Source organism: Brooklawnia sp. (assembly GCF_049651565.1).
GTDB lineage: Bacteria > Actinomycetota > Actinomycetes > Propionibacteriales > Propionibacteriaceae > Brooklawnia.
The window spans coordinates 1-25,731 of sequence record NZ_JBASCI010000013.1; the positions used below are offsets into that span (position 1 = coordinate 1).

Genomic DNA, 25,731 nt, shown 5'->3' on the forward strand with positions numbered 1-25,731 from the left:
TCAACGCCAGCGCCGACGAAGACGCGTCCGTGGCCGCCACCACGCTGCCCCCGGTGGCCGGCAAGCCGGTCATGGTGGCCGTCACCGCCTGCCCCACCGGCATCGCGCACACCTTCATGGCGGCCGACGCGCTGGTCGCGGCCGGCAAGGAGGCCGGGGTGGATGTGCAGATCGAGACCCAGGGATCGGGAGCGGTGACCCCGCTGCCGGTCGAGACGATCAGACAGGCCGACGCGGTCATCTTCGCCACCGATGTCGGCGTGAAGGACCGGGAGCGCTTCGCCGGCCTGCCGGTGATCGAGGCAGGAGTCAAACGGGCGATCAACGAACCGGCCGTCATGGTGGCCGAGGCCGTCGCGGCGGCGAAGAACCCCAATGCCCGTCGGGTCTCGGGTGCGGTGGCCGAGTCGTCCGCACCGGGCGCCGAGGGCGCCAGGCTGGGCTGGGGCAAGCGCATCCAGCAGGCCCTGATGACTGGCGTGTCGTACATGATCCCGTTCGTCGCAGCCGGTGGCCTGCTGATCTCGCTGGGCTTCCTGTTCGGCGGATACGACATCGCGCTGGCACCCGACTGCGCCGCGCTGCCGTCGTGGGCTACCGGGGTGGACGCGACCGCCTGCGCTACATACGGTTCGCTCGCCGACCTCGCGCTGGCCCAGGGCTGGGGCGCCGGGCTGGTCTTCCTGGGCGCCATCCTGTTCAAGATCGGCGGGGCGGCATTCGGGTTCCTCGTCCCCGCGCTGTCCGGCTACATCGCCTACGCCCTGGCCGGACGCCCCGGCATCGCCCCCGGATTCGTCGGCGGCGCGGTCTCGGTTGCCCTGGGCGCCGGCTTTATCGGCGGCCTGGTCACCGGCCTGCTGGCGGGCCTGCTGGCGATGTGGATCGGCTCGTTCAAGGTGCCCCGCTGGTTGGCCGGTCTGATGCCGGTCGTCATCATTCCGCTGCTGGTGACGTTGATAACCGGCGGGCTGATGTACATCCTGCTGGGCCGACCGCTCGCCTGGATCACCGAGAGCCTCTACGACGCCCTGTCCGGCATGACCGGCGGCTCGGCCATCGTGCTCGGTGTGGTGCTGGGCCTGATGATGTGCTTCGACCTGGGTGGCCCGGTGAACAAGGCCGCCTACCTGTTCGCCACGGCCGGCCTGTCGGCACAGACTGACGCCGCCTTCCAGATCATGGCCGCCGTGATGGCCGCCGGCATGGTTCCCCCGCTGGCGATGGCACTGGCCACGACCGTGCGCAAGAAGCTGTTCACCGAGCCGGAGATCGAGAACGGCCGGGCCGCCTGGCTGCTGGGCGCATCCTTCATCTCCGAAGGCGCCATCCCGTTCGCGGCCGCTGATCCGCTGCGCGTCATCCCCTCGATGATGCTCGGTGGTGCAGTCACCGGCGCGCTCTCGATGGCGATGGGCGTCGGCCTCCGCGCCCCGCACGGCGGCATCTTCGTACTGTTCGCAGTGCAGAACCAGATCGGCTTCCTGATCGCCCTGGCCGCCGGCACCGTCGTCGCCGCGATCGCCGTGGTCGCTGCCAAGCAGCTCACCACCAAGCCGGCCAAGTCGGCACTGGCCACGTCAAACTGAATCAGCCAACAAACACCGAAGGAGCTCAAATGCCCAGCAAGACCGTCACCGTGGGATCGGCCGTCGGCCTGCACGCCCGCCCCGCCGCCATCATCGCCGAAGCCGCCGAGCAGTACGACGACGAAATCCTGCTCTCGCTGGAAGGCAGCGATGACGACCCGGTGGACGCCGCATCCAGCCTGATGATCATGACGCTCGGTGCCGAGAAGGGGGCGGCCGTCACAGTCGAGTCCGAGAATGCCGCCGCGGTCGAGGAGATCGCGGCCCTGGTTGAGCGAGACCTCGACGCAGAGTAGCTGGCGCGACCCGGGCGGCTGGTCCACCACGCTGCCCGGTAGCCCAGCCGATGCCTCGGTTTCAGCCGGGGCATCGTCGTCCTCGACAAACCTGCGCTGCGCACCTCACTTTCTGCGGCTGTCGGACGTCTACAGGATGATGAACACCATGCAGGTTCCCTTCGAGCAATGCGTGCGGCAGCACGGAGCCACCGTGCTGCGGGTGTGCCGCGCGGCGCTCGGTGATGGTGCGGACGCTGAGGACGCCTGGTCGGAGACGTTCCTGGCCGCGCTCAAGGGTTGGCCAGGGTTGGCGGCGGACGCCAATGTCGAGGCCTGGCTGGTGCGCATCGCCAAGAACAAGACGATTGACATCATCCGGGCCAGGCAACGCCGGCCGGTCCCGACCGGGCAGGTGCCGGAACCTCCACCCGTGCCGCACACCATCGGCAGGACGCCCGGCGTGTGGGCGCTGGTGGCGCAGCTGCCCGAGCAGCAGCGGCTGGCGGTCAGCTACCACTACCTGGGTGGGTTGCCGCACAGCGAGACCGCCCAGATCATCGGCTCGAGCCCGGCCGCGGTTCGCCGCGCCTCGTCCGACGGAATCAGGACCCTGAGGCGCCGGCTGACCGCCAACCACCGTCAACCAGGAGCAGCCCCATGAACGACCAAGACCTGTTCCCCATCGAACCCGACGCACTCGAACGCCTGCACGCCCGGCTCGAGGTATCTGCTGCCGAGGCCAGACTGCTGGACGTCGCCTACCGGATCATTGACACACCCGTGGGTCAACTACTGCTGGCCGCCACCGATCGTGGCCTGCTGCGGGTCGCGTTCGAACGGGAAGGGTTCGACGAGGTGCTGCAGACCCTTGCCACTCGGGTGAGCCCGCGGATCCTGCACTCTCCGAGCCGACTCGACCAGGCCACCAGCCAGTTCGAGGAGTACTTCGCGGGACGCCTGCACCATTTCGATCTGCCGCTCGACCATCGGCTGTCATCCGGGTTCCGGCAGAAGGTTCAGCAGTACCTGCCCAGGATCGATTACGGGCACACGCTCAGCTATCGGCAGGTGGCCGAGCAGGTTGGCAGCCCGAACGCCACCCGCGCGGTCGGCACCGCCTGCGCCACCAATCCGCTACCGGTCGTGGTCCCCTGCCACCGGGTGCTGCGCAGCGACGGCCACCTGGGCGGCTACATAGGCGGGTTGGAGGCCAAGTCGGCGCTCCTCACCCTGGAGGGAGCGGGCTCTCGATGACCGGCGAGGCAACAGCACCGGCGTCCGCCGCCCAAGGACTACACCACAGGGCTATGCAGCCCCCAAGGTGTAGCCACTTGCTTGACCCGGAGGCAACTATGGGCCCATGGAGATCACCGTGGTCGGCCACAGCTCACGCAACGTCGAGCCGGAAGTCGGCGTCCTGCATGTGCGGGTTGGGTTCGAAGGCCAGGACAAACAGGAGGTCGTGCAACGCACCCGCGCGGTCGCCGCCGCGGTCACCGAGTTCGCCGAACAGCACGCCTCGGCCGAGGACCGGGTGGTGGTCGATGCGCTGCGCACCTACTCGTGGGCGCCTACCTCGACCGCCGGCGAGGTGATGGCCGACCGCTGGAACGCCGGCATCGACATACATGTGCGCGCGCACCGCATCGCGATCCTCCAGGAGATCGTCGACGACGTCGGCACCCTGGCCGGCACCACGATCTCGGGAGTGGACTGGAAGCTGAGCGATGGGACGCGCCGCAAGCTGCGCAGCGAGGTGATCGCGGACGCGGTCCAGGACGCCGTAGGGAGGGCCAAGACGATCGCGGCCGCTTCCGGCGCAGGCCCGGTGGTGATCGTTGAGGTGGCCGACCCCGGCCTGCTTTCCAGCGCTCCCGGCTCCACTCCCCCACTGCCCGCACAACCCCAGATGCGCAGCGCCGCAGCCGGCGCATTCGGCGCCGAGCAGGCGGTCTCGCTGCAACCAGACACCCTCGAGATCTCCGAGACCGTGCACGCACGCTTCCGGGCCTGACACCGACCCGGCTGCCACAACCACCGAAGGAAAGGCGAACACCATGGACGGAACCTACGACTTCATCGTGGTGGGCGGCGGGCCCGTCGGTGAGGTGGCGGCGCAGTACGCGATCAACGGCACCGACCTGACGGCGGTGATCATCGAGTCGCACCTGCTGGGCGGGTCGTGCTCCTACTACGCGTGCATGCCCAGCAAGGCGCTGCTGCACCCGCTGGATGTCGTAGGGGCGTCTGCCAACCTGCAAGGCCTGCGGCCGGCCTCGGTAGACCGCGACCAGTTGCTGGCCCGCCGCGACCAGTGGGTGAGCAACTACGACGACGCCGAGCAGGTGGAATGGGCCGATGGCGAGGGGATCGAACTGGTCCGCGGACGCGGCCGGCTCGGTGACGGCGAACGAACCGTGGAGGTCGACGGCCGAACCCTCACCGCCCGGCAGGCGGTGATCATCGCCACCGGCAGCCATCCCACCATCCCCGAACTGTTGCAGCCGCTCAACCCGTGGGACAACCGGGACGCCACCGGCGTGGTCGAGGTGCCCGATCGGCTGGCCATCGTCGGTGGCGGTGTGGTGGCCGTCGAGGCCGCCCGCTGGATGGCCGCCCTTGGCAGCCAGGTAACCCTGCTGGTCCGCAGCCGGCTGCTCGGCCGCTTCGAACCGTTCGTCGGCGAGCTGGTCACCGAGGGCCTGCGGGCCGACGACGTCGAGGTCCGCCTCGACACCGAGGTGACCGATGCCGAACGCGCAGACGTCCGGGACACCGGCCTGGGACGCCTGCACGGCGGCCAGCTGACGCTCCGCACCAGCAAGGGCGACCAACTGCGGGTTGACGAGGTGCTGGCCGCCACCGGGCGCAAACCCAACCTCGACGGGGTCGAACTCGACCCCCGCCCCGAGTGGCTGCACTACGTCGGGGACGCAGCGGGTGAGGCGCCGCTCACCCACTGGGGCAAGTACCGGGCCCGGCTGCTCGGCGAACGGTTGCAGGCCCGCGCGCTGGGCCGGCCGGCTCCGGAGTTCCCGGATGACGTGCCGGTACCCCAGGTCATCTTCAGTTCCCCGCAGGTGGCCACCGTCGGGCTCACCCTCGACAAGGCGCAAGGTCGCTGGCCGGACACCAGCGCGGTGGATGTCGACATGTCGGCTGTCTCGGGGGTCAGCCTGCTGCGCGACGACGCGGCCGGCAAGGCGCGGCTGGTGGTCCGGCCGGACGGTGTGCTCTGCGGGGCCAGCTTCGTCGGTCCCGGAGTGGCCGAACTGCTGCACAGCGCCACCGTCGCGATCACCGCTGGCCTCACCATCGACCAGTTGCGGCACGCTGTGCCCAGCTACCCGACCGCCAGCGAGGTCTGGCTGCAGCTGGTGGAGAAGTGCCACCAGCTCTGACGACCCAGCACTGACGCACGCAACGAGGGGCCGGCCGGCAACCGCTGGCAGGGCCGCTCGTCGCCGAATTCAGCGGTCGGCGTTCACCAGCGGGTTCGCTGCCCCCTCCCGGGGGATGCCAGCAGCGGCGTAGACCTCCGGTTCATCCAGCGTCTCGTGCTCCATCAGTGCCTCGACGATGCCGTCCAGCCGGTCTCGGTTGTTGACCAGCATCTGCTTGGCCTGCTCGTAGCACTCGTCCACGATGCGCCGCGCCTCGGCGTCCGCCTTGGCGAACAGTTCGTCCGAGAAGCCCTGAGAGCGCGGGTCGCCCTCGGCGGGGTAGATCTGCAGCGGGCCGATCTCGTCCGACATGCCCCAGCGTCCGACCATCGCCCGAGCGATGTTGGTGGAGGTCTCCAGGTCGGATTCCGCACCGGTGGTGACCACCCCGAAGACGGTCTCCTCGGCGGCCATGCCACCCAGCGCTCCGATGATCCGTCCGCGCAGGTAGTCCTCGTCGTAGCCGTACCGGTCGGATTCCGGTGTCGACAGCGTGACACCCAGCGCCCTGCCCCGCGGGATGATCGACACCTTGCGCACCGGGTCGGCGCCAGGCTGCAGCATGCCGAGCAGCGCGTGGCCGCCCTCGTGGTAGGCGGTGCGTCGCCGCTCAGTCTCGGGCATCACCACGTGCCGGGCGGTACCCAGTTGAACCTTCTCCAGCGCATCCGACAGGTGGCGTTGGGTGACCTGCTTGTCGCCCTGCCGGGCAGCAGCCAGTGCGGCCTCATTGACCAGATTCGCCAGTTCGGCGCCGGTCATGCCAGGGGTGGCCTTGGCGATCGCGGCCAGGTCGGCGTCCGGGGCCAGCGGCACCTTGCGGGTGTGCACCTTCAGGATCTCCTCCCGGCCCCTCACGTCCGGGGCGTGCACGGTGATGACCCGGTCGAAGCGCCCAGGGCGGGTCAGCGCCGGGTCGAGCACATCGGCCCGGTTGGTGGCCGCCAGCACCACGACCCCCTCGGTGCCGTCGAAGCCGTCCATCTCGGTCAGGATCTGGTTCAGCGTCTGCTCGCGTTCGTCGTGTCCGCCGACCGAGCGGGAGCCGCCGCGGGAGCGTCCGATGGTATCGATCTCGTCGATGAAGATGATGGACGGGGCGACCTTGCGAGCCGCCTCGAACAGCTGCCGGACGCGCTGGGCGCCCACACCGACGATCATCTCGATGAACTCGCTCGCCGATGCGGAGAAGAACGGGACGCCCGCCTCGCCGGCGGTCGCCCGTGCGAGCAGCGTCTTGCCGGTGCCGGGCTGGCCGCTCAGCAGGACACCCTTGGGTGCCCGGGCGCCTAGTGCAGCGTACTTGTCCGGGTTCTTGAGGTAGTCGACCACCTCGCTGATCTCGGCCTCGACCTCGTCGATGCCGGCCACGTCATCGAAGGTGACCCTGACCTCCTCTGGGTCAACCGGCTTGGCCTTCTTGCCGCCGCCGAACAGCGCGCCGAGCCCACCGCCCTCGGCGCCACCTCCCAGCGCCTCGGCCTGCTTGCGGATCATCCACCGCCAGAACAGGAAGAGCAGGATCAGCGGCAGGAACGAGAACAGCAGGTTGAGCAGCACATTCGGCTGCTCCACCACCGAGGTCGCCGAAACCCGGGTGCCTTGGGCGATGAGCTGGTCGAACAGGTCGTCGGTGGCCCAGGTTGGCCGCTCGGTGATGAACTGGCTGTACTGGGCGTCGTCGTTCTCCGGAACCGTGGCCGGCTCGCGCAGCCGACCCTCGATGCTGTCCCCCTTGGCGTACACCTCGGAGATGTTGTCAGCCTGCACCTGCTGGACGAACTCGGTGTACGGCACGGTGATCGTCGGGCTGGTCGCCTGCGAGATCAGCGAGGCGAACAGGAACGTCATCCCGTAGAGCAGCAGGCCCCAGATCAACCACCTGACCCAGCTGAAACGGTTCCGCCTGGGGCGGTCATTGTCCGGCGGCATGCCCTCGGTTCGCCAGGGCCGGGGTGAGTCGTTGGTATCGGCGGTCTTCTTCCTGACCAGTCTCGGCCCTTCGGTGGCCGTGCTGGCGTCCTGCGCCGAGTTCTTGTCCCCGCTCATGGTTTCCTCTCTCGTCATGCTCCAAGTCTGTGCCCAAGCGTGTCGGTCCGGTCGTCCCAGCTGCGATCGGGCCCCGCCCACCCCGGTCGTCGCGGCTGCCACCATCCCACCCCATTTTCGCGCCCGACAAACATGACCCCGCTGACAGGATCCGGCACCCGGTTCCGCGGCTGACAAGTCAGCCGCCGGGTCAACAAGACGGTCTCGGTGCCGCCCGACGGCCCGGACGCCCACCGGTTGGATGTCACCCGGGCACTGGACTACCTACACTGGGCGTCCTGAAAGGTGTGCTGCACCATCCGTGCGCGGTCGGAACCGGGGCGGATTAGCCTGATGGTTGGTGCAGTTGGTGGCTAGGAAAGGCAGCAGGCCATGAGAACCATGGAGCGGCTATCTCGGGCGTACCGGAACGCCGAGGTGCTCGAAATCGACCCGACATCCAAGATCATCATCTTCAGCGACGCCCACCGCGGCGACGGCAGCATCTCCGACGAGTTCAGCAAGAATCGGCACGTCTTCTACGCAGCCCTGCAGTACTACTACGACGAGGACTTCACCCTCATCGAGGCCGGCGACAACGAGGACCTGTGGGAGTGGCCGAAGTTCGGGCACATCGCCAAGTCGTACCCGCTGACCTATGAGTTCATCCGGCGCTTCCACACCCATGGTCGTTACCTGCGGCTGTACGGCAACCACGACTTCCAGACTGCCGACCCGAACTACGTGCGCGACAACCTGCACTACGTGCGCAGCCCCTACAGCGGCGACCTGGAGCCCTGCCTGGAGGGCGTCAACGTGCACGAGGCCATCCTGATGCGGCATCGCGACACCCGGCAGGAGATCCTGATCGTCCACGGCCACCAGGGCGACTTCGCCAACGACCAGGCCTGGCGGTGGTCGATGTTCACCTTCCGGATCTTCTGGAAGTACGCCCACGCCCTGGGCATCCGCAGCCCGAGCAGCCCGACCCGCAACAGCTACAAGCGGCACAAGGTGGAGCGGAATTATGTGCGCTGGATCCTGCGCAACGGTCGCGCGCTGATCTGCGGGCACACGCACCGGGAGCGGTTCCCGCGGGCCAACGACGCGCCGTACTTCAACAGCGGATCCTGCGTCTTCCCCAGCTACATCACCGGCCTGGAGATCGTCGAGGACCAGATCTCCCTGGTGACCTGGCTGGTAGTTCCCGACGTGAACGGCTACACCCGGGTGGTCAGACGGGTGATCGCCGGTCCCCGCCCGCTCGCCGACTTCGACCTGCAGCCCGACCCGTCCCGGCATCGCCGCCCGGCCAAGTCGCTGGAGGACTGGACGACCAGCACCCGGTCACGCATCCGGGTGAGGCGCTGATCCGCCCGCCCCGATGGCCAGCCCAGTTCGTGAGGCGTTCCGGGCGGTGCGCCGGGAACGCTTCCTACCCCCCGAGAAGCGCCACCTGGCGAGCATGGACGCGCCCGTTCCGATCGGTTTCGAGGTGACCAACTCCCAACCGTCCACGGTGGCGAACATGCTTGAGCTGCTGGACGTGCGGCCCGGGCAGCGGGTGCTCGACGTCGGCGCCGGTTCGGGCTGGACCACCGCCCTGCTTGCCCACCTGGTGGGTCAGCAGGGCAGCGTGCTGGGGGTCGAGCGGATCCCGCAACTGGTTGAGCGGGCCAATGAGGCGCTCACCGACTGGCCCTGGGCCAGCGTCCAGCACGCCGAGCCTGGCGTCCTCGGCCTGCCCGAGCAGGCGCCGTTCGACCGCATCCTGGTCTCGGCGGTGGCCAACCGGCTGCCCGACGAGCTGGTCACCCAGTTGGCTGACTCCGGCGTCCTGGTGATACCCGTGTCGGGGCGGATGCAGAAGGTGGTGCGCCGGGTGGACGGGGACGACGAGGTCACCACCCACGGCTGGTACAGCTTCGTCCCGTTGATCCGGTAGCCGGCGGGTCTCAGGCGCGCTCGCCACCGGCCAGCAGCTTGCGCCGCGAGTGCAGCACCATCGCGACCGCGAACAACCAGATGACCAGCTGGGTGGCCATCGCGATCCGGAAGGCGTCCGGTCCGGGCTGGGATCCGCCGACCAGCTGCAGCACCGCACCGATCACCGCTATCGCCACCAGCGCCGCCGAGAAGCCGCCCACGATGACCAGCCCCGACCCGGTGCCCATCCGGTGCGGCGGCACGAAGCTGCTGTTGATGTCGAAGGCGACATTGGACGCCGGACCGCACGCCGCCAGCGCGACCATCAACGGCACCAGCAACCAGGCGGGCGCCTGACCGGGCCACACCAGCACCGCCACCCAGAGGGCCGCGGTGAGGGTGCCGACGGACAGCGCAAGCCAGGTCCTGTGGTCGGGCAATCGCTGGGTGAGGACTCCCATCAGTGGGCCGATGAAGATCCCGGATGCCACGTAGACGGTGAAGAACTGGCCGGCCTGGGCGTCCGAGAGCTGCTGGCCCTGGGTCAGGAACGGGAACCCCCACATGAAGGCGAAGATCAACTGGAAGTAGGCGGTCGCCATGTGGATGAAGAAGCCGAGCTGGGCGGCCGGCAACGAGACGACCTCGCGCAGCCCGGCGATCCCAACCGCAGGCGGACGCCGCCGGCTCTGCGGGCTGCCGGGCGGGGTGTCGCGGACGAAGAGCAGGTCGAGCACCAGGCCGGCGACGCAGGCGGCGGCGACGGTCAGGAAGGCCGGCGTCCACCCCCGGGTGTTCAGGATGATCACCAGCGGGACCGCCGAAACCCACTGCCCGGCCTGGCCGGTCACCGAGGAGATCTGGGTCAGCACCGGCGCGTAGCGCGGCGCGAACCAGGCCGGGATCAGCCTGATCGCCGAGGTCCAGATCATGGCATCGCCGCCACCGATGAAGACCCGCGCGGCAGGCCGAGTGGGAACGAGGTGGCCAGCGCCAGGACGACCTGCCCGATGGCCATCACCGAGGTGCCGATGGCAATGGTGGCCCGGCTGCCCAACCGGTCGAGCAGCATGCCGGCCGGAATCTGCATCGACGCGTAGACGATCATCTGGACGATCACGAAGGTGCTCATCACCGAGACCGGACTGCCGAATCGCTCGGCCGCGTCCAGACTGGCCACCCCGAAGGAGGTTCGTGAGAACATCGCCGCGACGAACGCCAGCGTGCCGGCGACCCAGACTATCCAGGGCCGGATCCCGCCCGGGGCTTCGGTCCCACGCATCGCATCATCCTGTCTGTTGTCCCCGACGATCCTAGCCGGGGCGACGTTCAGGTGCCGCAGTAGGTGACGTGCGTGGGCGCGTCGGCAGGTGCGGGCGAGGCGAGATCGGCGGACTCCGCACGCGGCTGGTACGGGTCGCGCAGCGCGGCGACCAGCCGGTGCATCGGCGCCAGATCGCCGCCGGTGGCGCGGGCCAGCACGTCCTCGACAACATGGTTGCGCGGGATGTGGACCGGGTTGATGCGGTTCGTCCGCTCGGCCACCAGCTGCTCGTCGGCGCCCACGACCTGTCGGCGCCGGCCCAACCAGGCCTGGAAGGGTGCGGGGTCGGCGAACAGTTCGGCGGCGGTGCCGTCGGCCAGCGCCCGGAAGAATTTGGTGAAGTCGACCTGTTGGGCCGCCAGCAGTTCGAGGACCTCGCTCGCCAGCTCCCGGTTCGGTGCGGGCAACCCGAGCTTGGCGGCGATCAGCCGGCCGTAGGCCTGGTCGTAGGCGGCCGCGAAGTCCAGGATCACCTCGGTCGCCGGCTCGACCGCTGCCTGCGGGTCGGCATCGATCAGTGGCAGCAGGGTCTCGGCGAACCTGGCCAGGTTCCATTGAGCGACCGCCGGCTGGTTGCCGAAGGCGTAGCGTCCGAACTGGTCGATCGAACTGAACACGGTCGCAGGGTCGAAGGCGTCCAGGAAGGCGCACGGCCCGAAGTCGATCGACTCCCCCGAGATGGTGGTGTTGTCGGTGTTCATCACGCCGTGGATGAAGCCGACACCCATCCACTGGGCGATCAGGGACGCCTGAGCGTCGACCACCTCGCTCAGCAGCGCCAGGTATGGGTTGTCTGAGTCGGCGCACTGTGGGTGGTGCCGGACAATGGCGTAGTCAGCCAGCGCCCGCAGCAGCTCCAGGTCGCCGGTGCCGGCGGCGTACTGGAAGGTGCCGACCCGCAAGTGGCTGGCCGCCACCCGGCACAGCACCGCGCCCGGCTGCAGGCCGTGGTCACGCCAGATCCGCTCCCCCGTGGTGACCACCGCCAACCCCCGGGTGGTCGGGATGCCGAGGGCGTGCAGCGACTCCCCGATGATGTACTCGCGCAGCATCGGGCCGAGCACGGCCTTGCCGTCGCCGGCCCGCGCGAACGGGGTCCGCCCCGATCCCTTGAGGTGCAGGTCGCGCCGGTTGCCGTGCCGGTCGATGACCTCGCCGAGCAGCAGCGCCCGCCCGTCCCCCAGCCTGGGCACGTAGACACCGAACTGGTGGCCGGCGTAGACCTGCGCGGTGGTGCGCACCCCGTCAGGAGCCCGCCCGACCAGCAGGTCGATGCCCGCCGGGCTGGTCAGGAACTCCCGCTCGAGGCCCAGCTCGTCGGCCAGCGCCTCGTTGAGCACCAACAGTTGCGGATCGGGGACCTTCTCACCGCGCCAGGCCACCGACAGCCCGGGGACGGCCCGGGCGTAGCTGTCGTCCAGGTCAATGCCGAGCGTGTCGAGCCGCAGCGCGTCCATACCTGAAGCGTACGAAAACGTTCCAAGCTGCCCACCGCGGATGCGACGCAGAACCGACTCGGCACGTCCGTGCGGGGATGAACGGCGGCACCCGTTGAACTAGCGTTGCCGCTGCCAACTGGCATCTGTCCAAGGGAGCGTCCCATGAGCACCGAACCAGCTCGCATCGCAGCCTTCCATCGCCTCCATGCCAGCGGCACCTTCGTGATGCCGAACCCGTGGGACGCCGGCAGCGCGCGGGCCCTTGAGCAGTTGGGGTTCCCGGCGCTGGCCACCACCAGCGCCGGAATGGCCTGGACGTTCGGCAAACCCGACAACGGGGTCACCGTTGATCAGGCCCTGCGGCACCTCGAGGTGATCGCCGGCGCCGTCGACGTGCCAGTCAACGCCGACTTCGAGGACGGCTACGCCGCCGACCCGCGGCTGGTGTACCAGAACACGCTTCGGGCCACGGCCACCGGTATTGCAGGTCTGTCGATCGAGGATTCGACGCGGCACTCCGCAGAGCCGCTCCACGACCAGGCCCTCGCCGTCGAACGTGTCCAGGCGGCCCGCCAGGCCATCGATGACAGCGGGACCGGTGTGCTGCTGACGGCCCGGTCAGAAGGGTTCGTGGTTGGCCGCCCGGACATCGACGACACGGTGCGCCGGCTCCGCGCCTACGCGGCGGCAGGCGCGGACTGCCTCTATGCACCGCGCCTGGTCACCATCGAGCAGGTTCGAACAGTGGTGTCCGCCGTGGCGCCCAAGCCGGTCAACCTGCTGATCAACGCGCCCTTCACCACCGTCGCCGAAGCCGCCGCCATCGGGGTTCGCCGGATCAGCGTGGGGGGGACGCTGGCCCGAGCGGCCTGGGGCGGCTTCCTCGCCGCCGCCCGGGAGATCGCCGCCACCGGGACGTTCACCGCGTTCGCGGACCTGCCCAATGTGGACGCCCTGTTCGTCCAGCGTGAGCGCTGAGCCGGGAAGGGCTCAGCGCTTCCGGTACAGCTTCTTCGACTGGTAGACCGGCTCGCTGGTCACCTGCACGCCCAGGTTGCGGAAGATGCCCTCGTCCACCGAGCCGAGAATCACCGTGGTGTGCACATCGCAGCCGCGCAGCCGGTGCAGTTCGGCCAGCGCGCGGCGGGCATTGGCGTCCCCGTTCGCGCTGACCGACAGCGCGATCAGCACCTCGTCGGTGTGCAGCCGCGGGTTGCGGCTGCCCAGGTGCTTGGTCTTCAGAGTCTGGATCGGTTCGATGGTCTCCGGGGCCAGCAGCTTGACCTCGTCGTCGATGCCGGCAAGCGCCTTGAGCGCGTCCAGCAGCATCGCCGAACACGACCCCAGCAGCGGCGAGGTCTTGCCGGTCACGATTCGCCCGTCTGGCAACTGGATCGCCGCCGCGGGCGCCTTGGTGCGCCGCTCCACCTCGAGGGCGGGCTCGACTACCGGACGGTCCTGGCTGACCAGGCCGAGGCCGCTCATCAGCAATGCGATCCGGTCGGACTGGACAGGCTCCAGCTCCTCCCGGCGCTCGGCTACCAGCGCCTTGTAGTAGCGCCGGATCACCTCCTGCTTCGAGGCGGCCCGGCAGACCTCGTCGTCACTGATGCAGAACCCGGCCATGTTGACGCCCATGTCGGTCGGCGACTTGTAGGGCGAGTGGCTGAGGATCTGCTCGAACAGCCTGTTCAGCACCGGGAAGACCTCCACGTCCCGGTTGTAGTTGACCACCTGCTCGCCGTAGGCGGCCAGGTGAAAGGGGTCGATCATGTTCACGTCGTCGAGGTCTGCGGTGGCAGCCTCGTAGGCGATGTTGACCGGGTGGTCCAGCGGCAGGTTCCAGATCGGGAAGGTCTCGAACTTGGCGTAGCCGGAGGTGATGCCCCGGCGGTAGTCGTGGTAGACCTGCGACAGGCAGGTGGCCATCTTGCCGCTGCCCGGGCCGGGCGCGGTGACCACCACCAGGTCGCGGGTGGTCTCGATGTACTCGTTGCGACCGTAACCCTCGTCGCTGACGATCAGCGACACGTTGTTGGGATAGCCCCTGATCGGATAGTGCCGGTACACCTTCAGCCCGAGCCGCTCCAGCTTGCGCTTGAAGTTGCGGGCCTGCCGGTTCTCCTCGGTGACGTGGCTGATCACCACGCTGCCCACGTACAGCCCGCGGGAGCGGAACTCGTCGATGAGCCGCAGCACGTCGAACTCGTACGGGATACCGAGGTCGGCCCGCACCTTGTTGTTCGCCAGGTCGAGGGCGCTGATGACGATCACGATCTCGACGTCGTCGGCGACCTTCTCCAGCATGGCGATCTTGTTGTCGGGGGTGAAGCCGGGCAGCACCCGGGAGGCGTGCATGTCGTCGAAGAGCTTGCCGCCGAACTCCAGATAGAGCTTGCCGCCGAACTGCCGGCGTCGGGCGAGGATTTGTTCGGTCTGGAGGGTGATGTACTTGTCGCGGTCGAACCCGATCTGCTGCATCTTCCTCCCTGCACCGACGTCCGCAGGGATCATAGCCCGAGGCTCAACCCTGCTCGTGCGGATCGTGGCGTCCGAACGGCAACAGCCGCATCAGCCCGACCGCGACCAGGCCGACCAGCACGCCCACGATCGCCGAAGCGAGGGTGTCGACCAACCAGGCCAGGAGGCCGCCCACCCCCGGCACCGCGTGCGCCGGATCGGCCAGCCGGTGCACCAGTTCGTACGGCGCGTGCCAGCCGAGGGTGTCTGCTCCGGTCAGCAGGATGTGGCCGCCCACCCACAGCATCGCCACCAGACCGATCACCGACAGCGCCGACATCACCTTCGGCATCGCCGCCACTAGCCCGCGTCCCAGCCGCTGCCGACCAGCCGATTCGCCCTCGGTGAGCCGCAGCCCGATGTCGTCCATCTTCACCAGCAGCGCCACGGTGCCGTAGACCAGAGCGGTGATGCCGATGGCGACCAGCACCAACGCCAGTGCCCGCGGCCAGAAATCGGCCCCCGCAACCGCGTTCAACGAGATGGCCATGATCTCGGCGGACAGGATCAGGTCGGTGGTGATGGCGCCGCGGACCATCTGGTCCTCCCGGTTCACCCCGATGTCGACGACCGGGGACGCCTGCTCGGTCTTGTGCCTGTGCTCTCCGGTCACGTACTCCAGCAGTTTCTCGGCGCCCTCGAAGCTCAGGTAGAGCCCGCCCAGCATCAGGATCGGGGTGAGCAGCAGCGGCGCGAACTGGCTGAGCAGCAGGGCAGCCGGCAGGATGAAGACCAGCTTGTTGCGCAGCGACCCCTTGGCGATCCGCCAGATGATCGGCAGCTCCCGCGCCGGCTCGAAGCCGTGCACGTAGCGCGGGGTGACCGCGGAGTCGTCCACCACCACGCCGATCGCCTTGCTGCCAGCGCTGCTGGCCATCTTGGCGATCATCGCCACGTCGTCGAGCAGTGCCGCCAGTCCACCTGCCATCGGCGCAGGTTAACAGTCCCCGCGGTGGGGCGCACCACCCGCAGCGGGCCATCGCGGCCGGGACGCTCGTCCTGGTCAGGCCAGTAACGGCAGGTTGGCCACCACCAGCGAGATGGTTACCAGGCTGAGCAGCGTGGACGCCGCCACGATGCTGGCCACCGTGTCGGCATCGTGGTCGTACTCCAGCGCCAACAGGAAGACGTTGACCGCTGACGGCATCGCCATGGCTAGCACGATCGACTGCAGTTCCAGGCCGCGCAGGCCGATCAGCCAGCCCACCCCCAGGCCGACCGCCGGCACCAGCAGCAGCTTGGCCAGCACCGCGGTGACCACCGCCGCGTTCACTATCACCCGCTTGCCGTAGCCGAGCTGAATGCCGAGCGCCAGCAGGATCATCGGGATGGAGGCGTCCGCGATCATGTCGATACCGGTGGCCACTCCGGGCGGCGGCTGGAAACCCACCAACCGGAACGCCACGGCCAGCGCCATCGTCCAGATCACCGGCAGCCGGAAGATGCTGCCGGCCACCCCGGCAACGGTCAGTGTGCCGCCGAACAACGCCGGCCCGAGCGTCCACAGCAACACGATCGCGAACATGAAGATCACGATCGCCTGGTCCAGACCTGGCTGGCCCAGTGCCAGCAACGCGATCGGTAGCCCGAAGTTGCCGTTGTTGCCCAGCACGATGGAGCCGATCGTCCCGCGCCTGCGCTCGGCCGGCAGGGCCCGGACGATCAGGGCGGCCAGCAGCCCGGCCACCAGCAGCGAACCGAAGTAGCCGGCTGCCAACCGGCCGACGTCGGCGAACGAGACTTCGGTGGTCATGATCGAGCTGTATGCCAGCGCCGGCGTCAGCCCGTACAACTGCACCTTGTTCAGGCTCAGTTGGTCGATGGTGAACAGGCGCGCCAGCACGAAGCCCACCGCGACGACCAGGAAGACCGGCAGCATGACAGTGAGCAGTGAGCTGGGCATGACCCACACCCTATGACCTGCCGGTCCGATCCGACTTATTGTGATCGTCATGACCCAATTGCGCGCCATTGATGAGGACTGGACGACCGCCCTTGCCATCGTGGCCCACCCGGACGACCTTGAGTACGGCGCGGCTGCGGCCGTCGCCCGCTGGACCAGGCAGGGCAAGAAGATGAGCTACCTGCTGGTGACCCGCGGCGAGGCCGGCATCGACTCGGTGCCACCCGCGGAGGCCGGCCCGCTGCGGGTGCAGGAGCAGATCGCCGGGGCGGCGCTGGTGGGTGTGGACAAGGTCGACTTCCTCGACTACCCGGACGGGACGGTCACCTACAGCCTCGAACTGCGCAAGGACATCGCCCGTGCGGTGCGCCTGCTGCGTCCAGAGGTGGTCATCACCGGCAACTTCCACGACTACTGGCGACCAGCGACACCGAACCAGGCTGACCACATCGCCGTCGGGCGGGCGGTGCTCGACGGGGTGCGGGACGCCGCCAACCGCTGGGTCTTCCCCGACCTGGTGCACCAGGAGGACCTGGTGCCATGGTCGGCCAGGTACCTTCTGGTCGCGGCCAGCCCACAGTCGAATGGTTACGTGGACGTCACCGACAGCTTCGACGCCGGGGTCGCCTCGCTGGAGGCGCACCGGGTCTACCTGGAGGCTCTGGGCGACCACCCGATGGCCAAGCCGCGGCCGTTCCTTGAGCAGATGGCGAGGTCGGTGGGTGAGGCCGTGGGAGTGCCGTACGCGGTCACCTTCGAGGTCATCGGGCTTTAGCCGGAGCCTGCCCGAGCAGGCCACTAGCCCGGCAGGGCTGAGGTGGCGGGCAGACACCGGTCCCAGGGACCGAAACTGCCGGCAATCGGGGCCAGACCCGGGATCAGTGCCCGAACTTATCGAGGTTCAGGTCATCCCAGCCGAGGCGCAAGACGACCCGTACGTGCTCGATCCCTCCAAGATCATGGAGCCGCCGAAGGGCTGGGGACCGAGCCTGCGGTTCCTCGGCCCGGGCATGATCACCAGCGCTGCGGTCGTCGGATCGGGAGAGCTGATCACCGCCACGACCCTCGGCTCGCGTGTCGGGATGGTGCTGCTGTGGCTGGTCTTCGTGTCCACCTTCGTCAAGGTGGCTGTGCAGATCGAGCTGGCCCGCTGGTCCATCTCCACCGGCCGGCCCGGCATGTTCGGCTACGACGAGGTCCCGCCCAGGATCGCCGGACGCAGTTGGGCGTCCTACATCGTGCTGTTGATGTTCTTCCAGTTCATGGCGAGCCAGGCCGGTGTGGTGGGGTCGGCGGCACTGGCGATGTCGATGCTGCTGCCGTTCGGTGGTGATCCGATGTCGCCGTTGTCGATGGGCATCTGGGTGTGGATCTTCATCGTCATCGCGATCATCATTCACCAGATCAACAAGTACGAGTTGATCGAGGTGATCTCGACCTTCCTGGTGGTGGTGGTCACCTTCCTGATCGTCGCGATGGTCTTCGGCATCCAGTTCACCCAGTTCGCCTGGACCGGCGCCGAACTGGCCGATGGCATGCGGTTCCGGATCGCGGCAGGGTCGATGGGTGTGGCGCTGTCGATGTTCGGCCTCACGGGTGTCGGCGCCGGCGAGATCTCCGGCTACAGCTTCTGGGTGGTCGAGAAGGGCTATGCCGCCTGGACCGGCCCGAACGACGGTTCGGACGAATGGGCCGCCCGCGCCCGCGGCTGGATCTCGGTGATGAAGAAGGACGCGTGGATCGCCTGGGTGATCTACACCATGTCGACTGCCGCCTTCTACATGCTGGGCGCCACCGTGCTGTACAAGCAGGGCCTGGAGGTCAGGGGCAACGAGCTGATCGCCACCATCTCGCGAATCTTCACCGACACCATCGGCAGTTGGGTTGGTCCGGTCTTCCTGGTCTTCGCCGCCATCGCCCTGTACAAGACGATCCTCGCCAACGTCCCCGGACTCGCCCGGCAGACATCGGCGTCCCTGGCGGTTTTCGGCGTGTACAAGTGGACCGACGCCCGGCGCCGCAACTTCGTCATGCGGCTGCTGATGATAATCATGCCGGTGAGCTGGGGTCTGCTGGCCACCGTGGTCGCCCAACCGCTCGCGCTGGTGATCCTGGGCGGCACCCTGAACGCGATCTACCTGATGGTCGTCGCGGTCGCCACCGTCTACCTGTCGTTCACCGAGACCGACAAGCGGATCAAGGATGGCAATGTCTTCATGATCTACCTGATCATCTCGGCCGTCGCGATCTTCGCGGTCGGTGCCATCGGCCTGTACGACATCATCGGCTAGCATCGTCTGCCTGCCGGCACGGGTGGCCTCAGCAGCGGTGACCGCCCGTGCCGGCTGGCGCGTCGTGCAGGGGGCGCTCAGGCGCCCTGCGGGGCCTCGAGCTCGCGGAGGTCGACCCGGTCCAGCAGTTCGACGGTAACTCCGTTGGAGTCGGTGAACTGCACCTGCTTGCCGGTGCCGACCTTGAGCGGCCAGGGCTCGACTGAGGGGTTGATGCCCTTCTTGGCGAGGCTGTCCACCGCTGCGTCGACGTTTTCGACCCGCAGCGCGAAGTGCGGGAACTGGCTGTCCATCGCCTGGCCCTCGTGCAGCAGCTCCAGCACGTCGTAGCCGTAGTGCAGGTAGTCGATGACGAGGTTCCGCTCGGGGATAGGCCAGGTGATGAGGTTCTCCATGCCCAGCCCGGCCTGGTAGAACCGGCGGGCCGCGGTCAGGTCATTGGCATACATGGAGTAGTGGTCGAACGCGACGACGTGCTCGTGCTCAACCGGCTTCGCCCTGCGGATGACCAGGTCGCGCTGGATGAGTTCGACGCTGGCCCCGTTCGGATCGGTGACGTACGCCAGCCGGCCCTCCCCCGTCCCGGCGACGCGCGGTCGCTCAAGCTCGCCGGCCCCCATTTCGACCAGCCGCTCGTAGTCGGCGTCCAGGTCATTGCTCAGGAAGGCGATGTGGTCGACACCGAACTTCTGGTCCGCGCTCGGGGTGCGGGGGGCGAGCAGTTCGATCATGCCACCGGCGACCTGCAGGTAGACGATGTCAGTGTTGGTCTTCTCGTTCAGCTTGTTGAAGACGACTTCGAAACCGAATCCGTCGCGGAAGAAGCGCAGCGCCTCCGCCAGGTCCTGCACGAAGATGCCGAAGTGGTTCAGCTCGTAGATCATTCTGTTCTCCTGATTGTTGTTCTCGCGTGGTGGTTTCAGATCTCGACGCCGCGCAGGTTCTGGACGGCCCACTCGTACGACTCCTTGAGCGATTGGTAGGCGCTCGGGATGCTGGGGACGTCGACCTCGATCATGTAATCGCCGGCGTAGTCGACCGGCATCGCCTCGACGACGCCGAGCAGGTCGACGACCCCCTTGCCCGGCTCGGCCCACAGCCGCCTGGTCTGGGCGGTCTCGCCGTAGCTGAGCTCGACGGTTTCCTCGGTCTTCCCGATGTGGTCGGGAAAGACGTCCTTGAGGTGGATGGCGCCCACCCGGTCGGCGTAGTCACTGATGATGACCGCCGGATCCATGCCGCACCAGGTCAGGTGACCGGTGTCCGGCCCAAAGCCCAGTCGCTCCGGGCCCAGCGTGTCCAGCACCGTCCGCAGCTCGTACTCGGTCTCGACCCAGCCGCCGACATGGCCGTGCAACAGTGGCCGGATGCCTTCGGCGATGAGCGCATCGGCCACCGTGGCGATGTCGGCGATGACGTTCTGCAGCCGGCCGGCGTCGAAGTTCGCTCCGACGGCTGGCTTGCCCAACCGCTCGGGCACGAAGATCGGACACAGCATGGTGGCGTCCAGCCCGAGTTGACGCTGCTGGGCGGCGAACCGCTTCGCCCGTTCGACATCCTCGGCGATCGGCAGCGTCCGATCGAACGTCGAGTTGTACAGGCTCACGGCTGGCACGAGGCCATAGCTGTCCAGCCAGGCCAGGTAAGCCGCGGTGCTCATGCCCTCGGGCACATCGGCCTTGACGGCCTTGAACCCGATCTCGGCCAGGTCCCTGAACGCCGGGTCGAGGTTCTCGAAGGTCTTGGCACCCTCGGCCGAGACCTTTCCCCTCAGCCAGTACGGGATCGGGTTTGCTGCTATGCGTGGAGCCACACTGTTCCTCCCATCATCTTGTGGTGCATAGGGCGCTTCACCAGGTCAGGGTCCGCGACAGGTCGGTCGGACGCACCGCGACCCCGGTATCGGCCGATTCGTAGATGGCGCACATCAGCCGGACCCCGGCTGCTCCTGACTCCGCCGTGACGGCCGGTTCCCGGCCCTCGGCCAGGGCATTCAGCACGTCCCGCCACTGGGTCTTGTGGCCCTCGATGCCGATGGCCAGCGGGTCGGCCGCTCCGCTGGCGCCGTTGCCGCATCCGGCCGGCGGTGCGACCCCGTCGACCTCCCAGCGCAGGATTCCGCCCTGCCCGAGTTCGACCACGCCGCGGTCGGTGTAGATCGCGACGGTGGCCGGCGATCCCGGCGGGGTGGCCGTCGAGGTGCTCAACAGCCCCAAGGCCCCACTGGCGAAGCGCAACGTCGCCACGGTGGTGTCCTCGGCCTCGATCTGGTGTCCGAGGGTGCCGTACTGGGCGGTCACCTCCACCACCCGACCGCACAGCCACTGGATCAGGTCGACGGTGTGCACGCCCTGGTTCATCAGGGAGCCTCCCCCGCTCCACATCCGGCCCCGCCAGGGCGCCGCCTGGTAGTACTCATTGGTCCGCCACCAATGGGCGTGTGTGGTCACCAGGCGGACCTCGCCCAGCGCGCCGGAACCAAGCAGCTTCTTCAGTTCGGCGTAGTCGGTCTCGAACCGCCGTTGCGAGATCGGTGACACCAGCAGGTTCCGTTCGCGCCCGAGTTCGACGATGCGGTCGGCCTCCTCGACAGTCAGGGCGAGGGGTTTCTCCACCACCACGTGCTTACCGTTCTCCAGCGCAGAGATGGCGTTCCGGCCGTGATACTCACTCGGGCTGCAGACCGCTACCACGTCCACGTTGGGAGCACCGACCAGGTCGTCGGGCTCCAGGAACGCTGCCCCGGGCCACCCGACGCTGACTGCGTCTGCGGCGTCCACACCGCTGAACGCGGTGACTTCGGCGCGGTCGGACAGCTCCCTGAGCGCCTGGGCATGGATCCGTCCGGCAGCCCCCAGCCCAAGAATGCCCACCCTGACTCGTTGAGTCATGAATCCTCCATGTTGCCTGGCTTGATTTCGAAGGGCCTCGTCGATCAGGACATCGCGACAAGACCCATGACTCCCGACGGCCACAGCGAAAGGTCCGGGATGAACGCCACGACCAGGAATCGGACCCTAATCGTGCTTCCCGAGGAGCTGGCAGGCGTTGCCAGATGTTGTCAGAAGTGCGGGTGGGAAGTCCGGATACTTCGCTTGGTGTTCCGAGTTGCCCCGAGGGCAGTCCACATTGACGGGCATCTACCGTTGCGTGTCATGGACAGCGAGCGACCGGCCGAGGCTGATCAGGTGCCGACCATCTACGACGTTGCCAGGGACGCCGGGGTCGCCCCGTCGACGGTGTCGCGGGCGCTGGCCAGGCCGGGGCGGGTGAGCGCGGCTACGGCCGAGAAGGTGCGCGCCGCCGCCGCCCGACTCGGCTACCGGCGCGCGAACGTCGCCCCAGCCCTGAACCACTTGCAGACCCGGCTGTTGGCGATGGTTGTGGCCGACATCGGTAACCCGGTCTTCGTCGACGTCTTCCGGGGAGCGGAAGAGGCCGCCGAAGCTGCCGGTTACACCCTGCTGTTGTGCGACACTCAGGAGTCCCAGGCCCGCGAGCGAAGCGCGGTCGACACCTTCCTGCCGGCTGTCGAGGGGCTGGTGCTGGCCAGTCCGCGGTTGCCCGATTCCGGGATCAGGGCGATCGCCAAGCAACGGCCCATCATGGTGCTGAACCGGATCGTCACCGGCGTGCCCAGTGTGCTGACCGACGGTGCCGGCGGGGTGTGGCGGGCCGCGGAGCACCTGCACGACCTGGACCACCGCGAGATCAGTTACATCGCCGGTCCGCCCACGTCCTGGACCGATGGCATCCGCTGGCGGGCACTTGAGGAGGTCGGCACCCAGCTCGACCTACGGGTGCGGCGGGTCGGTCCGAACCAGCCCACGGTCGAAGGCGGAGTGCGGGCGGCCGAGCGCTGGGCACAGAACCCGACCACCGGGGTCATCGCGTCCAGTGACGTGATGGCGATCGGCTTCGTGCGTGGACTCCGTAGCCAGGGGGTCTCGGTGCCGGGCGATGTCAGCGTCATCGGCTTCGACAACTCCCGCAGCGGCGCGTTGACGGTACCCGCGCTCACCTCGGTCGCCTCGCCGTTGGCGCTGCAGGGCAGCACCGCAGTGCGCAACCTGCTGGCGATCATTGGCGGAGCCCGCAGCAGCGAGCAGCCGGTGCTGTTGCCGGTCAAGCTGGTGGTGCGCGACTCCACCGCCGCAGCGAGGGCGGCCGCGTGATCACCATCGCCAGGATCCACAGCGACTTCCCCGCCAAGTTCGGCATCCCCCGGCAGGCCGGTCTGGTGCCCGAACTGCGCGCCCAGGTCGTCTTCGAGCCGCCCTTCCGAAATCCGGACGCCGTGCGCGGCCTGGCCGGATTCAGCCACCTGTGGCTGATCTGGGAGTTCTCGGCCGCCGTGCGTCCCGACGGCCAGGGCTGGTCGCCGATGGTGCGGCCGCCGCGGCTCGGCGGTGAGACGAGGATGGGCGTCTTCGCCACCAGGTCGCCGTTTCGCCCCAACCCGATCGGGCTGTCCTCGGTGCGACTGCTGCAGGTCGAGTACGACCCGCGGCTGGGCCCGGTGCTGCACGTCGGGGGCGCCGACCTGATGGACGGCACACCGATCCTCGACATCAAGCCCTACGTGGCCGACGACGTCCACCCCGACGCCCGGTTCGGCTTCACCACCGCCAACCAGCGGCACCGCCTGCAGGTCGAGATCCCGGACGACCTGCTCGCCGGCATCCCGACCGACAAAAGGGACGCCCTTCGCGGGCTGCTTGCCGAGGACCCCCGGCCGGCCTATCAGGACGACCCTGGCCGGCTCTACGGGCTCAGCTTCGCCGGCCTGAACGTCAGGTTCAGCGTGGCCGGGGGCAGCCTGGTCGTCCGGTCCGTCGACCCACTGGACTGAGGCGCCGCCGAACACTCAACTGGCGGCAGCTGCGGCAGCCGCCTGCCGGGCCGAGATCACGTCCCGCATCGCCTTGACCACCCAGTCGCGGCGCTCCAGCTTCGACTTGGCCGACCATCGCTGGCGCCAGTTGAGTTCCGGGACGAGTTCCTTGGCCAGCGCCAACTGGGCCGCCAGCCCGCCCAGGCAGGCGGTCCGGGCCGGCACGGTCTCTGGGTTGCGAAGCGCGGCGGCCGCCTCCTGCCGGATCCGCTCGAGCCGTTCGGTGTCCACCACCCGGTAGCGGTCACCACGCAGCCCGGAACCGGGCGTCAGGATCACCCACCCGTTGGTGACCAGCTCACCCAGCGCCTGGTTCAGGTACGCCTTCCGTGCCGTGTCCAGAATCCGGGTTGGCCGTCGTTCGCCCTGCTCGGCCAGCACCCGCAGCATGGTGTCCAGCAACGGGTCCTCCGTCGGTCGGGGGTCGTGCACCCGAACCTTCTTGTTGACCAGGCTGACCCGCTCCTGCAGCGCGAGCTCGGCCAGTGCCCCGCCGGCGGTGGCCAGGGCCAGGTCGGTGCGCCGACGAACCCGGCCGGTCTCCGGATTGATCGCCAACAAGGTGACTTGGTGGGCGAGGTTGTCCCAGGCTTCCATGACCCCACGCTAGCGGCGGGACGCGTGCTAGTTTCTCTGTGATCATTCGACCGGCGAGGAGGCCGCCTTGAGGATTGCCCGCATCGACACCTTCATCCCCCGCGTGAGGCTCGGCGCACAGAGCTTCTACTCGTCCCAGGCACCGTTCCCGCAGCGCAACAGCCTGCTGGTGCGCCTGGAGACCTCCGACGGCGTGGTTGGTTGGGGTGAGGGCGGGCAGTACGGTCCGCCGACTCCGGTGGCCACCTGCGTGCATGACGTGCTGGCGCCGCTGCTCACCGAGATGGGTGAGGTGTACCCGTTGAGTGCGTGGGAGCGGATGTACGCGGCCACCCGCGACTTCGGCCAGTCCGGAACCTATATCGAGGCGATCAGCGCGATCGACAATGCGCTGTGGGACGCCTACGGCCGCACGCTGGGACGCCCGGTTCACGAACTTCTCGGGGGATCATTCCGCGATCGGGTGCTCGCCTACGCCACCGGTGGCTACTATTCGGCGACCACCGATTCGGACGCCCAACGTGACGCCCTGGCACGCCAGTTCACCGGCTTCTTCGAGGCTGGCTTCACCGCCGCGAAGATGAAGGTGGGCCTGCTGCCGTTGGCCGACGACGCCCGGCGGGTCCGGCTGGTCAGGGACGCCATCGGCGGTGCACCGGAGCTGATGGTGGACGCCAACCACGCCTACAACCTGGCCGGTGCACTGCAGATGGGCGCGGTGCTCGAGGAGTGCCGGGTCGGCTGGTTCGAGGAACCGGTGGTGCCGGAGGATCTGGCCGGTTACCGGGCGCTGTCGCAGCGCCTGCGCGTCCCGATCGCCGGGGGCGAGGCGCACTTCACCCGGTACGGCTTCGACCGGTTCATCACCGAAGGCCGCCCGGCCATCATCCAGCCCGACATCTCCTGCTGCGGCGGGCTGTCGGAGTTCACCAAGATCCTCGCCCTGGCCACAGCCCGTGGCGTGCGGGTGGTGCCGCACGTGTGGGGGTCGGCGGTCGCACTGGCCACCGCGCTGCAGGCGATCGCCATCATCCCGCCGATCCCCTACACCTTCGTCGCGCACCCGTTGCAGAACGATCCCGCCCTGGAGTACGACCAGAGCCCCAACCCGCTGCGCACCGAGATCAGCGACCAGCGATTCGAACTGGTAGACGGCTGCCTGCCGATCCCGGACCGTCCGGGGCTGGGTATTGAGGTCGACCAGGAGGCGGTGCGCGACTTCAGCGACCACTAGTTCGGGCGACATCGGGCGAGACACGGGCCACCGTGATCGTCGATGCCACCGCCTGAAGGACGTTGGCCGCGTCGAGGCGTGCATTGGTCGTGGCGCAGATGCGTTGTTGAAGGCTGGAACAATTGCGATGTGTCCACAATCGTCTTCCTGCATGCCCATCCCGATGACGAGGCCAGCCAGACCGCCGGCACAATGATGCTCGCGGCCGAGCGGGGCCACCGGGTGGTGGTGGTCTTCGCCACTGGCGGCGAGCACGGCACCGTCC

General features: G+C 68.4%; 26 protein-coding genes. 15 read left to right on the plus strand and 11 right to left on the minus strand.

What is annotated here, in order from left to right:
* The 6 genes from WBL05_RS00520 to WBL05_RS00545 form a co-directional block, all read left to right on the plus strand.
* Nucleotides 1-1,589: PTS fructose transporter subunit IIC (locus WBL05_RS00520; RefSeq protein WP_424223042.1), on the plus strand; the 1,589-nt coding region annotated here is incomplete at its 5' end.
* Nucleotides 1,590-1,618: 29 nt separating this feature from the next.
* Nucleotides 1,619-1,885, plus strand: coding sequence for an HPr family phosphocarrier protein (locus WBL05_RS00525; protein ID WP_424223043.1), 267 nt, complete (start codon nucleotides 1,619-1,621; stop codon nucleotides 1,883-1,885).
* 148 nt (nucleotides 1,886-2,033) lie between these two features.
* Nucleotides 2,034-2,528 (plus strand): RNA polymerase sigma factor, encoded by a 495-nt coding sequence (locus tag WBL05_RS00530; protein WP_424223044.1) that lies wholly within the window; start codon nucleotides 2,034-2,036, stop codon nucleotides 2,526-2,528.
* The gene (locus tag WBL05_RS00535; RefSeq protein WP_424223045.1) at nucleotides 2,525-3,121 is read left to right on the plus strand and encodes a methylated-DNA--[protein]-cysteine S-methyltransferase; all 597 of its coding nucleotides are present in this window, start codon (nucleotides 2,525-2,527) and stop codon (nucleotides 3,119-3,121) included. Before WBL05_RS00530 ends, WBL05_RS00535 begins: the two co-directional genes overlap by 4 nt.
* Before the next feature lie 106 nt (nucleotides 3,122-3,227).
* Nucleotides 3,228-3,881, plus strand: a complete 654-nt coding sequence (locus WBL05_RS00540; RefSeq protein WP_424223046.1) for an SIMPL domain-containing protein — start codon at nucleotides 3,228-3,230, stop codon at nucleotides 3,879-3,881.
* Between the two features lie 43 nt (nucleotides 3,882-3,924).
* Nucleotides 3,925-5,268: a dihydrolipoyl dehydrogenase family protein gene (locus tag WBL05_RS00545; protein WP_424223047.1), complete on the plus strand. Its 1,344-nt coding sequence runs from the start codon at nucleotides 3,925-3,927 to the stop codon at nucleotides 5,266-5,268.
* 69 nt (nucleotides 5,269-5,337) lie between these two features.
* Here the strand turns inward: WBL05_RS00545 and ftsH are convergent, their stop codons facing one another.
* Nucleotides 5,338-7,377, minus strand: a complete 2,040-nt coding sequence (ftsH, locus tag WBL05_RS00550; RefSeq protein WP_424223048.1) for an ATP-dependent zinc metalloprotease FtsH — start codon at nucleotides 7,375-7,377, stop codon at nucleotides 5,338-5,340.
* Between the two features lie 354 nt (nucleotides 7,378-7,731).
* On the opposite strand from ftsH, the gene WBL05_RS00555 reads away from it, so the two are divergent.
* Both WBL05_RS00555 and WBL05_RS00560 read left to right on the plus strand, forming a co-directional pair.
* Nucleotides 7,732-8,709, plus strand: coding sequence for a metallophosphoesterase (locus WBL05_RS00555; RefSeq protein WP_424223049.1), 978 nt, complete (start codon nucleotides 7,732-7,734; stop codon nucleotides 8,707-8,709).
* A 13-nt stretch (nucleotides 8,710-8,722) separates the two neighbouring features.
* Nucleotides 8,723-9,283 (plus strand): protein-L-isoaspartate O-methyltransferase family protein, encoded by a 561-nt coding sequence (locus WBL05_RS00560; RefSeq protein ID WP_424223050.1) that lies wholly within the window; start codon nucleotides 8,723-8,725, stop codon nucleotides 9,281-9,283.
* Between the two features lie 10 nt (nucleotides 9,284-9,293).
* On the opposite strand, the gene WBL05_RS00565 is transcribed toward WBL05_RS00560, so the two are convergent.
* From WBL05_RS00565 to WBL05_RS00575, 3 genes are read right to left on the minus strand one after another with little or no spacing between them, the layout of a single operon-like run.
* Nucleotides 9,294-10,196 carry an MFS transporter gene (locus WBL05_RS00565; protein ID WP_424223051.1) on the minus strand — a complete coding sequence of 301 codons (903 nt, stop codon included), beginning with the start codon at nucleotides 10,194-10,196 and terminating at the stop codon, nucleotides 9,294-9,296.
* Nucleotides 10,193-10,546 (minus strand): MFS transporter, encoded by a 354-nt coding sequence (locus WBL05_RS00570; RefSeq protein ID WP_424223052.1) that lies wholly within the window; start codon nucleotides 10,544-10,546, stop codon nucleotides 10,193-10,195. Before WBL05_RS00570 ends, WBL05_RS00565 begins: the two co-directional genes overlap by 4 nt.
* Before the next feature lie 47 nt (nucleotides 10,547-10,593).
* Nucleotides 10,594-12,045, minus strand: coding sequence for a protein adenylyltransferase SelO (locus WBL05_RS00575; protein ID WP_424223053.1), 1,452 nt, complete (start codon nucleotides 12,043-12,045; stop codon nucleotides 10,594-10,596).
* 144 nt (nucleotides 12,046-12,189) lie between these two features.
* Between WBL05_RS00575 and WBL05_RS00580 the strand changes: the two genes are divergently transcribed.
* Complete coding sequence (locus tag WBL05_RS00580; RefSeq protein ID WP_424223054.1) at nucleotides 12,190-13,005, plus strand: isocitrate lyase/PEP mutase family protein; 816 nt, start codon at nucleotides 12,190-12,192, stop codon at nucleotides 13,003-13,005.
* 12 nt (nucleotides 13,006-13,017) lie between these two features.
* Here the strand turns inward: WBL05_RS00580 and WBL05_RS00585 are convergent, their stop codons facing one another.
* The 3 genes from WBL05_RS00585 to WBL05_RS00595 form a co-directional block, all read right to left on the minus strand.
* Nucleotides 13,018-14,508, minus strand: coding sequence for a DUF1846 domain-containing protein (locus tag WBL05_RS00585; RefSeq protein ID WP_424223055.1), 1,491 nt, complete (start codon nucleotides 14,506-14,508; stop codon nucleotides 13,018-13,020).
* A gap of 43 nt (nucleotides 14,509-14,551) precedes the next feature.
* The gene (locus tag WBL05_RS00590) at nucleotides 14,552-15,475 is read right to left on the minus strand and encodes a DUF808 domain-containing protein (protein ID WP_424223056.1); all 924 of its coding nucleotides are present in this window, start codon (nucleotides 15,473-15,475) and stop codon (nucleotides 14,552-14,554) included.
* 75 nt (nucleotides 15,476-15,550) lie between these two features.
* Nucleotides 15,551-16,450, minus strand: a complete 900-nt coding sequence (locus WBL05_RS00595; RefSeq protein WP_424223057.1) for an AEC family transporter — start codon at nucleotides 16,448-16,450, stop codon at nucleotides 15,551-15,553.
* A 49-nt stretch (nucleotides 16,451-16,499) separates the two neighbouring features.
* On the opposite strand from WBL05_RS00595, the gene WBL05_RS00600 reads away from it, so the two are divergent.
* Nucleotides 16,500-17,225 (plus strand): PIG-L deacetylase family protein, encoded by a 726-nt coding sequence (locus WBL05_RS00600; RefSeq protein ID WP_424223058.1) that lies wholly within the window; start codon nucleotides 16,500-16,502, stop codon nucleotides 17,223-17,225.
* Nucleotides 17,226-17,331: 106 nt separating this feature from the next.
* Complete coding sequence (locus WBL05_RS00605; protein ID WP_424223059.1) at nucleotides 17,332-18,741, plus strand: Nramp family divalent metal transporter; 1,410 nt, start codon at nucleotides 17,332-17,334, stop codon at nucleotides 18,739-18,741.
* A 77-nt stretch (nucleotides 18,742-18,818) separates the two neighbouring features.
* On the opposite strand, the gene WBL05_RS00610 is transcribed toward WBL05_RS00605, so the two are convergent.
* From WBL05_RS00610 to WBL05_RS00620, 3 genes are read right to left on the minus strand one after another with little or no spacing between them, the layout of a single operon-like run.
* A complete protein-coding gene (locus WBL05_RS00610) occupies nucleotides 18,819-19,625 on the minus strand; it encodes a VOC family protein (protein ID WP_424223060.1) in 807 nt (268 codons plus the stop codon).
* A gap of 35 nt (nucleotides 19,626-19,660) precedes the next feature.
* Nucleotides 19,661-20,554, minus strand: coding sequence for a sugar phosphate isomerase/epimerase family protein (locus WBL05_RS00615; protein WP_424223061.1), 894 nt, complete (start codon nucleotides 20,552-20,554; stop codon nucleotides 19,661-19,663).
* 37 nt (nucleotides 20,555-20,591) lie between these two features.
* Nucleotides 20,592-21,632 carry a Gfo/Idh/MocA family protein gene (locus WBL05_RS00620; protein ID WP_424223062.1) on the minus strand — a complete coding sequence of 347 codons (1,041 nt, stop codon included), beginning with the start codon at nucleotides 21,630-21,632 and terminating at the stop codon, nucleotides 20,592-20,594.
* Between the two features lie 264 nt (nucleotides 21,633-21,896).
* Between WBL05_RS00620 and WBL05_RS00625 the strand changes: the two genes are divergently transcribed.
* Both WBL05_RS00625 and tsaA read left to right on the plus strand, forming a co-directional pair.
* Nucleotides 21,897-22,916, plus strand: a complete 1,020-nt coding sequence (locus tag WBL05_RS00625; RefSeq protein WP_424223063.1) for a LacI family DNA-binding transcriptional regulator — start codon at nucleotides 21,897-21,899, stop codon at nucleotides 22,914-22,916.
* On the plus strand, nucleotides 22,913-23,593 hold the full coding sequence (gene tsaA / locus WBL05_RS00630; protein WP_424223064.1) for a tRNA (N6-threonylcarbamoyladenosine(37)-N6)-methyltransferase TrmO: 681 nt from the start codon (nucleotides 22,913-22,915) through the stop codon (nucleotides 23,591-23,593). The genes WBL05_RS00625 and tsaA overlap by 4 nt, the downstream gene beginning before the upstream one ends.
* 15 nt (nucleotides 23,594-23,608) lie before the next feature.
* Here tsaA and WBL05_RS00635 read toward each other — a convergent pair whose 3' ends face one another.
* On the minus strand, nucleotides 23,609-24,232 hold the full coding sequence (locus WBL05_RS00635; RefSeq protein ID WP_424223065.1) for a GOLPH3/VPS74 family protein: 624 nt from the start codon (nucleotides 24,230-24,232) through the stop codon (nucleotides 23,609-23,611).
* A gap of 67 nt (nucleotides 24,233-24,299) precedes the next feature.
* On the opposite strand from WBL05_RS00635, the gene WBL05_RS00640 reads away from it, so the two are divergent.
* The gene (locus tag WBL05_RS00640) at nucleotides 24,300-25,466 is read left to right on the plus strand and encodes a mandelate racemase/muconate lactonizing enzyme family protein (RefSeq protein ID WP_424223066.1); all 1,167 of its coding nucleotides are present in this window, start codon (nucleotides 24,300-24,302) and stop codon (nucleotides 25,464-25,466) included.
* A gap of 42 nt (nucleotides 25,467-25,508) precedes the next feature.
* Nucleotides 25,509-25,731, plus strand: a 223-nt coding sequence (locus tag WBL05_RS00645; protein WP_424223067.1) for a PIG-L deacetylase family protein, incomplete at its 3' end; no start/stop codon positions are given.

Coding starts and splice junctions, on each gene's coding strand:
- WBL05_RS00575 (WP_424223053.1), bottom strand. CDS start 12,045: ATGGACGCGCTGCGGCTCGACACGCTCGGCATTGACCTGGACGACAGC.
- WBL05_RS00620 (WP_424223062.1), bottom strand. CDS start 21,632: ATGACTCAACGAGTCAGGGTGGGCATTCTTGGGCTGGGGGCTGCCGGA.
- WBL05_RS00595 (WP_424223057.1), bottom strand. CDS start 16,450: ATGCCCAGCTCACTGCTCACTGTCATGCTGCCGGTCTTCCTGGTCGTC.
- WBL05_RS00545 (WP_424223047.1), top strand. CDS start 3,925: ATGGACGGAACCTACGACTTCATCGTGGTGGGCGGCGGGCCCGTCGGT.
- WBL05_RS00525 (WP_424223043.1), top strand. CDS start 1,619: ATGCCCAGCAAGACCGTCACCGTGGGATCGGCCGTCGGCCTGCACGCC.
- WBL05_RS00565 (WP_424223051.1), bottom strand. CDS start 10,196: ATGATCTGGACCTCGGCGATCAGGCTGATCCCGGCCTGGTTCGCGCCG.
- ftsH (WP_424223048.1), bottom strand. CDS start 7,377: ATGACGAGAGAGGAAACCATGAGCGGGGACAAGAACTCGGCGCAGGAC.
- WBL05_RS00560 (WP_424223050.1), top strand. CDS start 8,723: ATGGCCAGCCCAGTTCGTGAGGCGTTCCGGGCGGTGCGCCGGGAACGC.
- WBL05_RS00590 (WP_424223056.1), bottom strand. CDS start 15,475: ATGGCAGGTGGACTGGCGGCACTGCTCGACGACGTGGCGATGATCGCC.
- WBL05_RS00580 (WP_424223054.1), top strand. CDS start 12,190: ATGAGCACCGAACCAGCTCGCATCGCAGCCTTCCATCGCCTCCATGCC.
- WBL05_RS00540 (WP_424223046.1), top strand. CDS start 3,228: ATGGAGATCACCGTGGTCGGCCACAGCTCACGCAACGTCGAGCCGGAA.
- WBL05_RS00570 (WP_424223052.1), bottom strand. CDS start 10,546: ATGCGTGGGACCGAAGCCCCGGGCGGGATCCGGCCCTGGATAGTCTGG.
- WBL05_RS00555 (WP_424223049.1), top strand. CDS start 7,732: ATGAGAACCATGGAGCGGCTATCTCGGGCGTACCGGAACGCCGAGGTG.
- WBL05_RS00610 (WP_424223060.1), bottom strand. CDS start 19,625: ATGATCTACGAGCTGAACCACTTCGGCATCTTCGTGCAGGACCTGGCG.
- WBL05_RS00625 (WP_424223063.1), top strand. CDS start 21,897: ATGGACAGCGAGCGACCGGCCGAGGCTGATCAGGTGCCGACCATCTAC.
- WBL05_RS00535 (WP_424223045.1), top strand. CDS start 2,525: ATGAACGACCAAGACCTGTTCCCCATCGAACCCGACGCACTCGAACGC.
- WBL05_RS00530 (WP_424223044.1), top strand. CDS start 2,034: ATGCAGGTTCCCTTCGAGCAATGCGTGCGGCAGCACGGAGCCACCGTG.
- WBL05_RS00635 (WP_424223065.1), bottom strand. CDS start 24,232: ATGGAAGCCTGGGACAACCTCGCCCACCAAGTCACCTTGTTGGCGATC.
- WBL05_RS00585 (WP_424223055.1), bottom strand. CDS start 14,508: ATGCAGCAGATCGGGTTCGACCGCGACAAGTACATCACCCTCCAGACC.
- WBL05_RS00600 (WP_424223058.1), top strand. CDS start 16,500: ATGACCCAATTGCGCGCCATTGATGAGGACTGGACGACCGCCCTTGCC.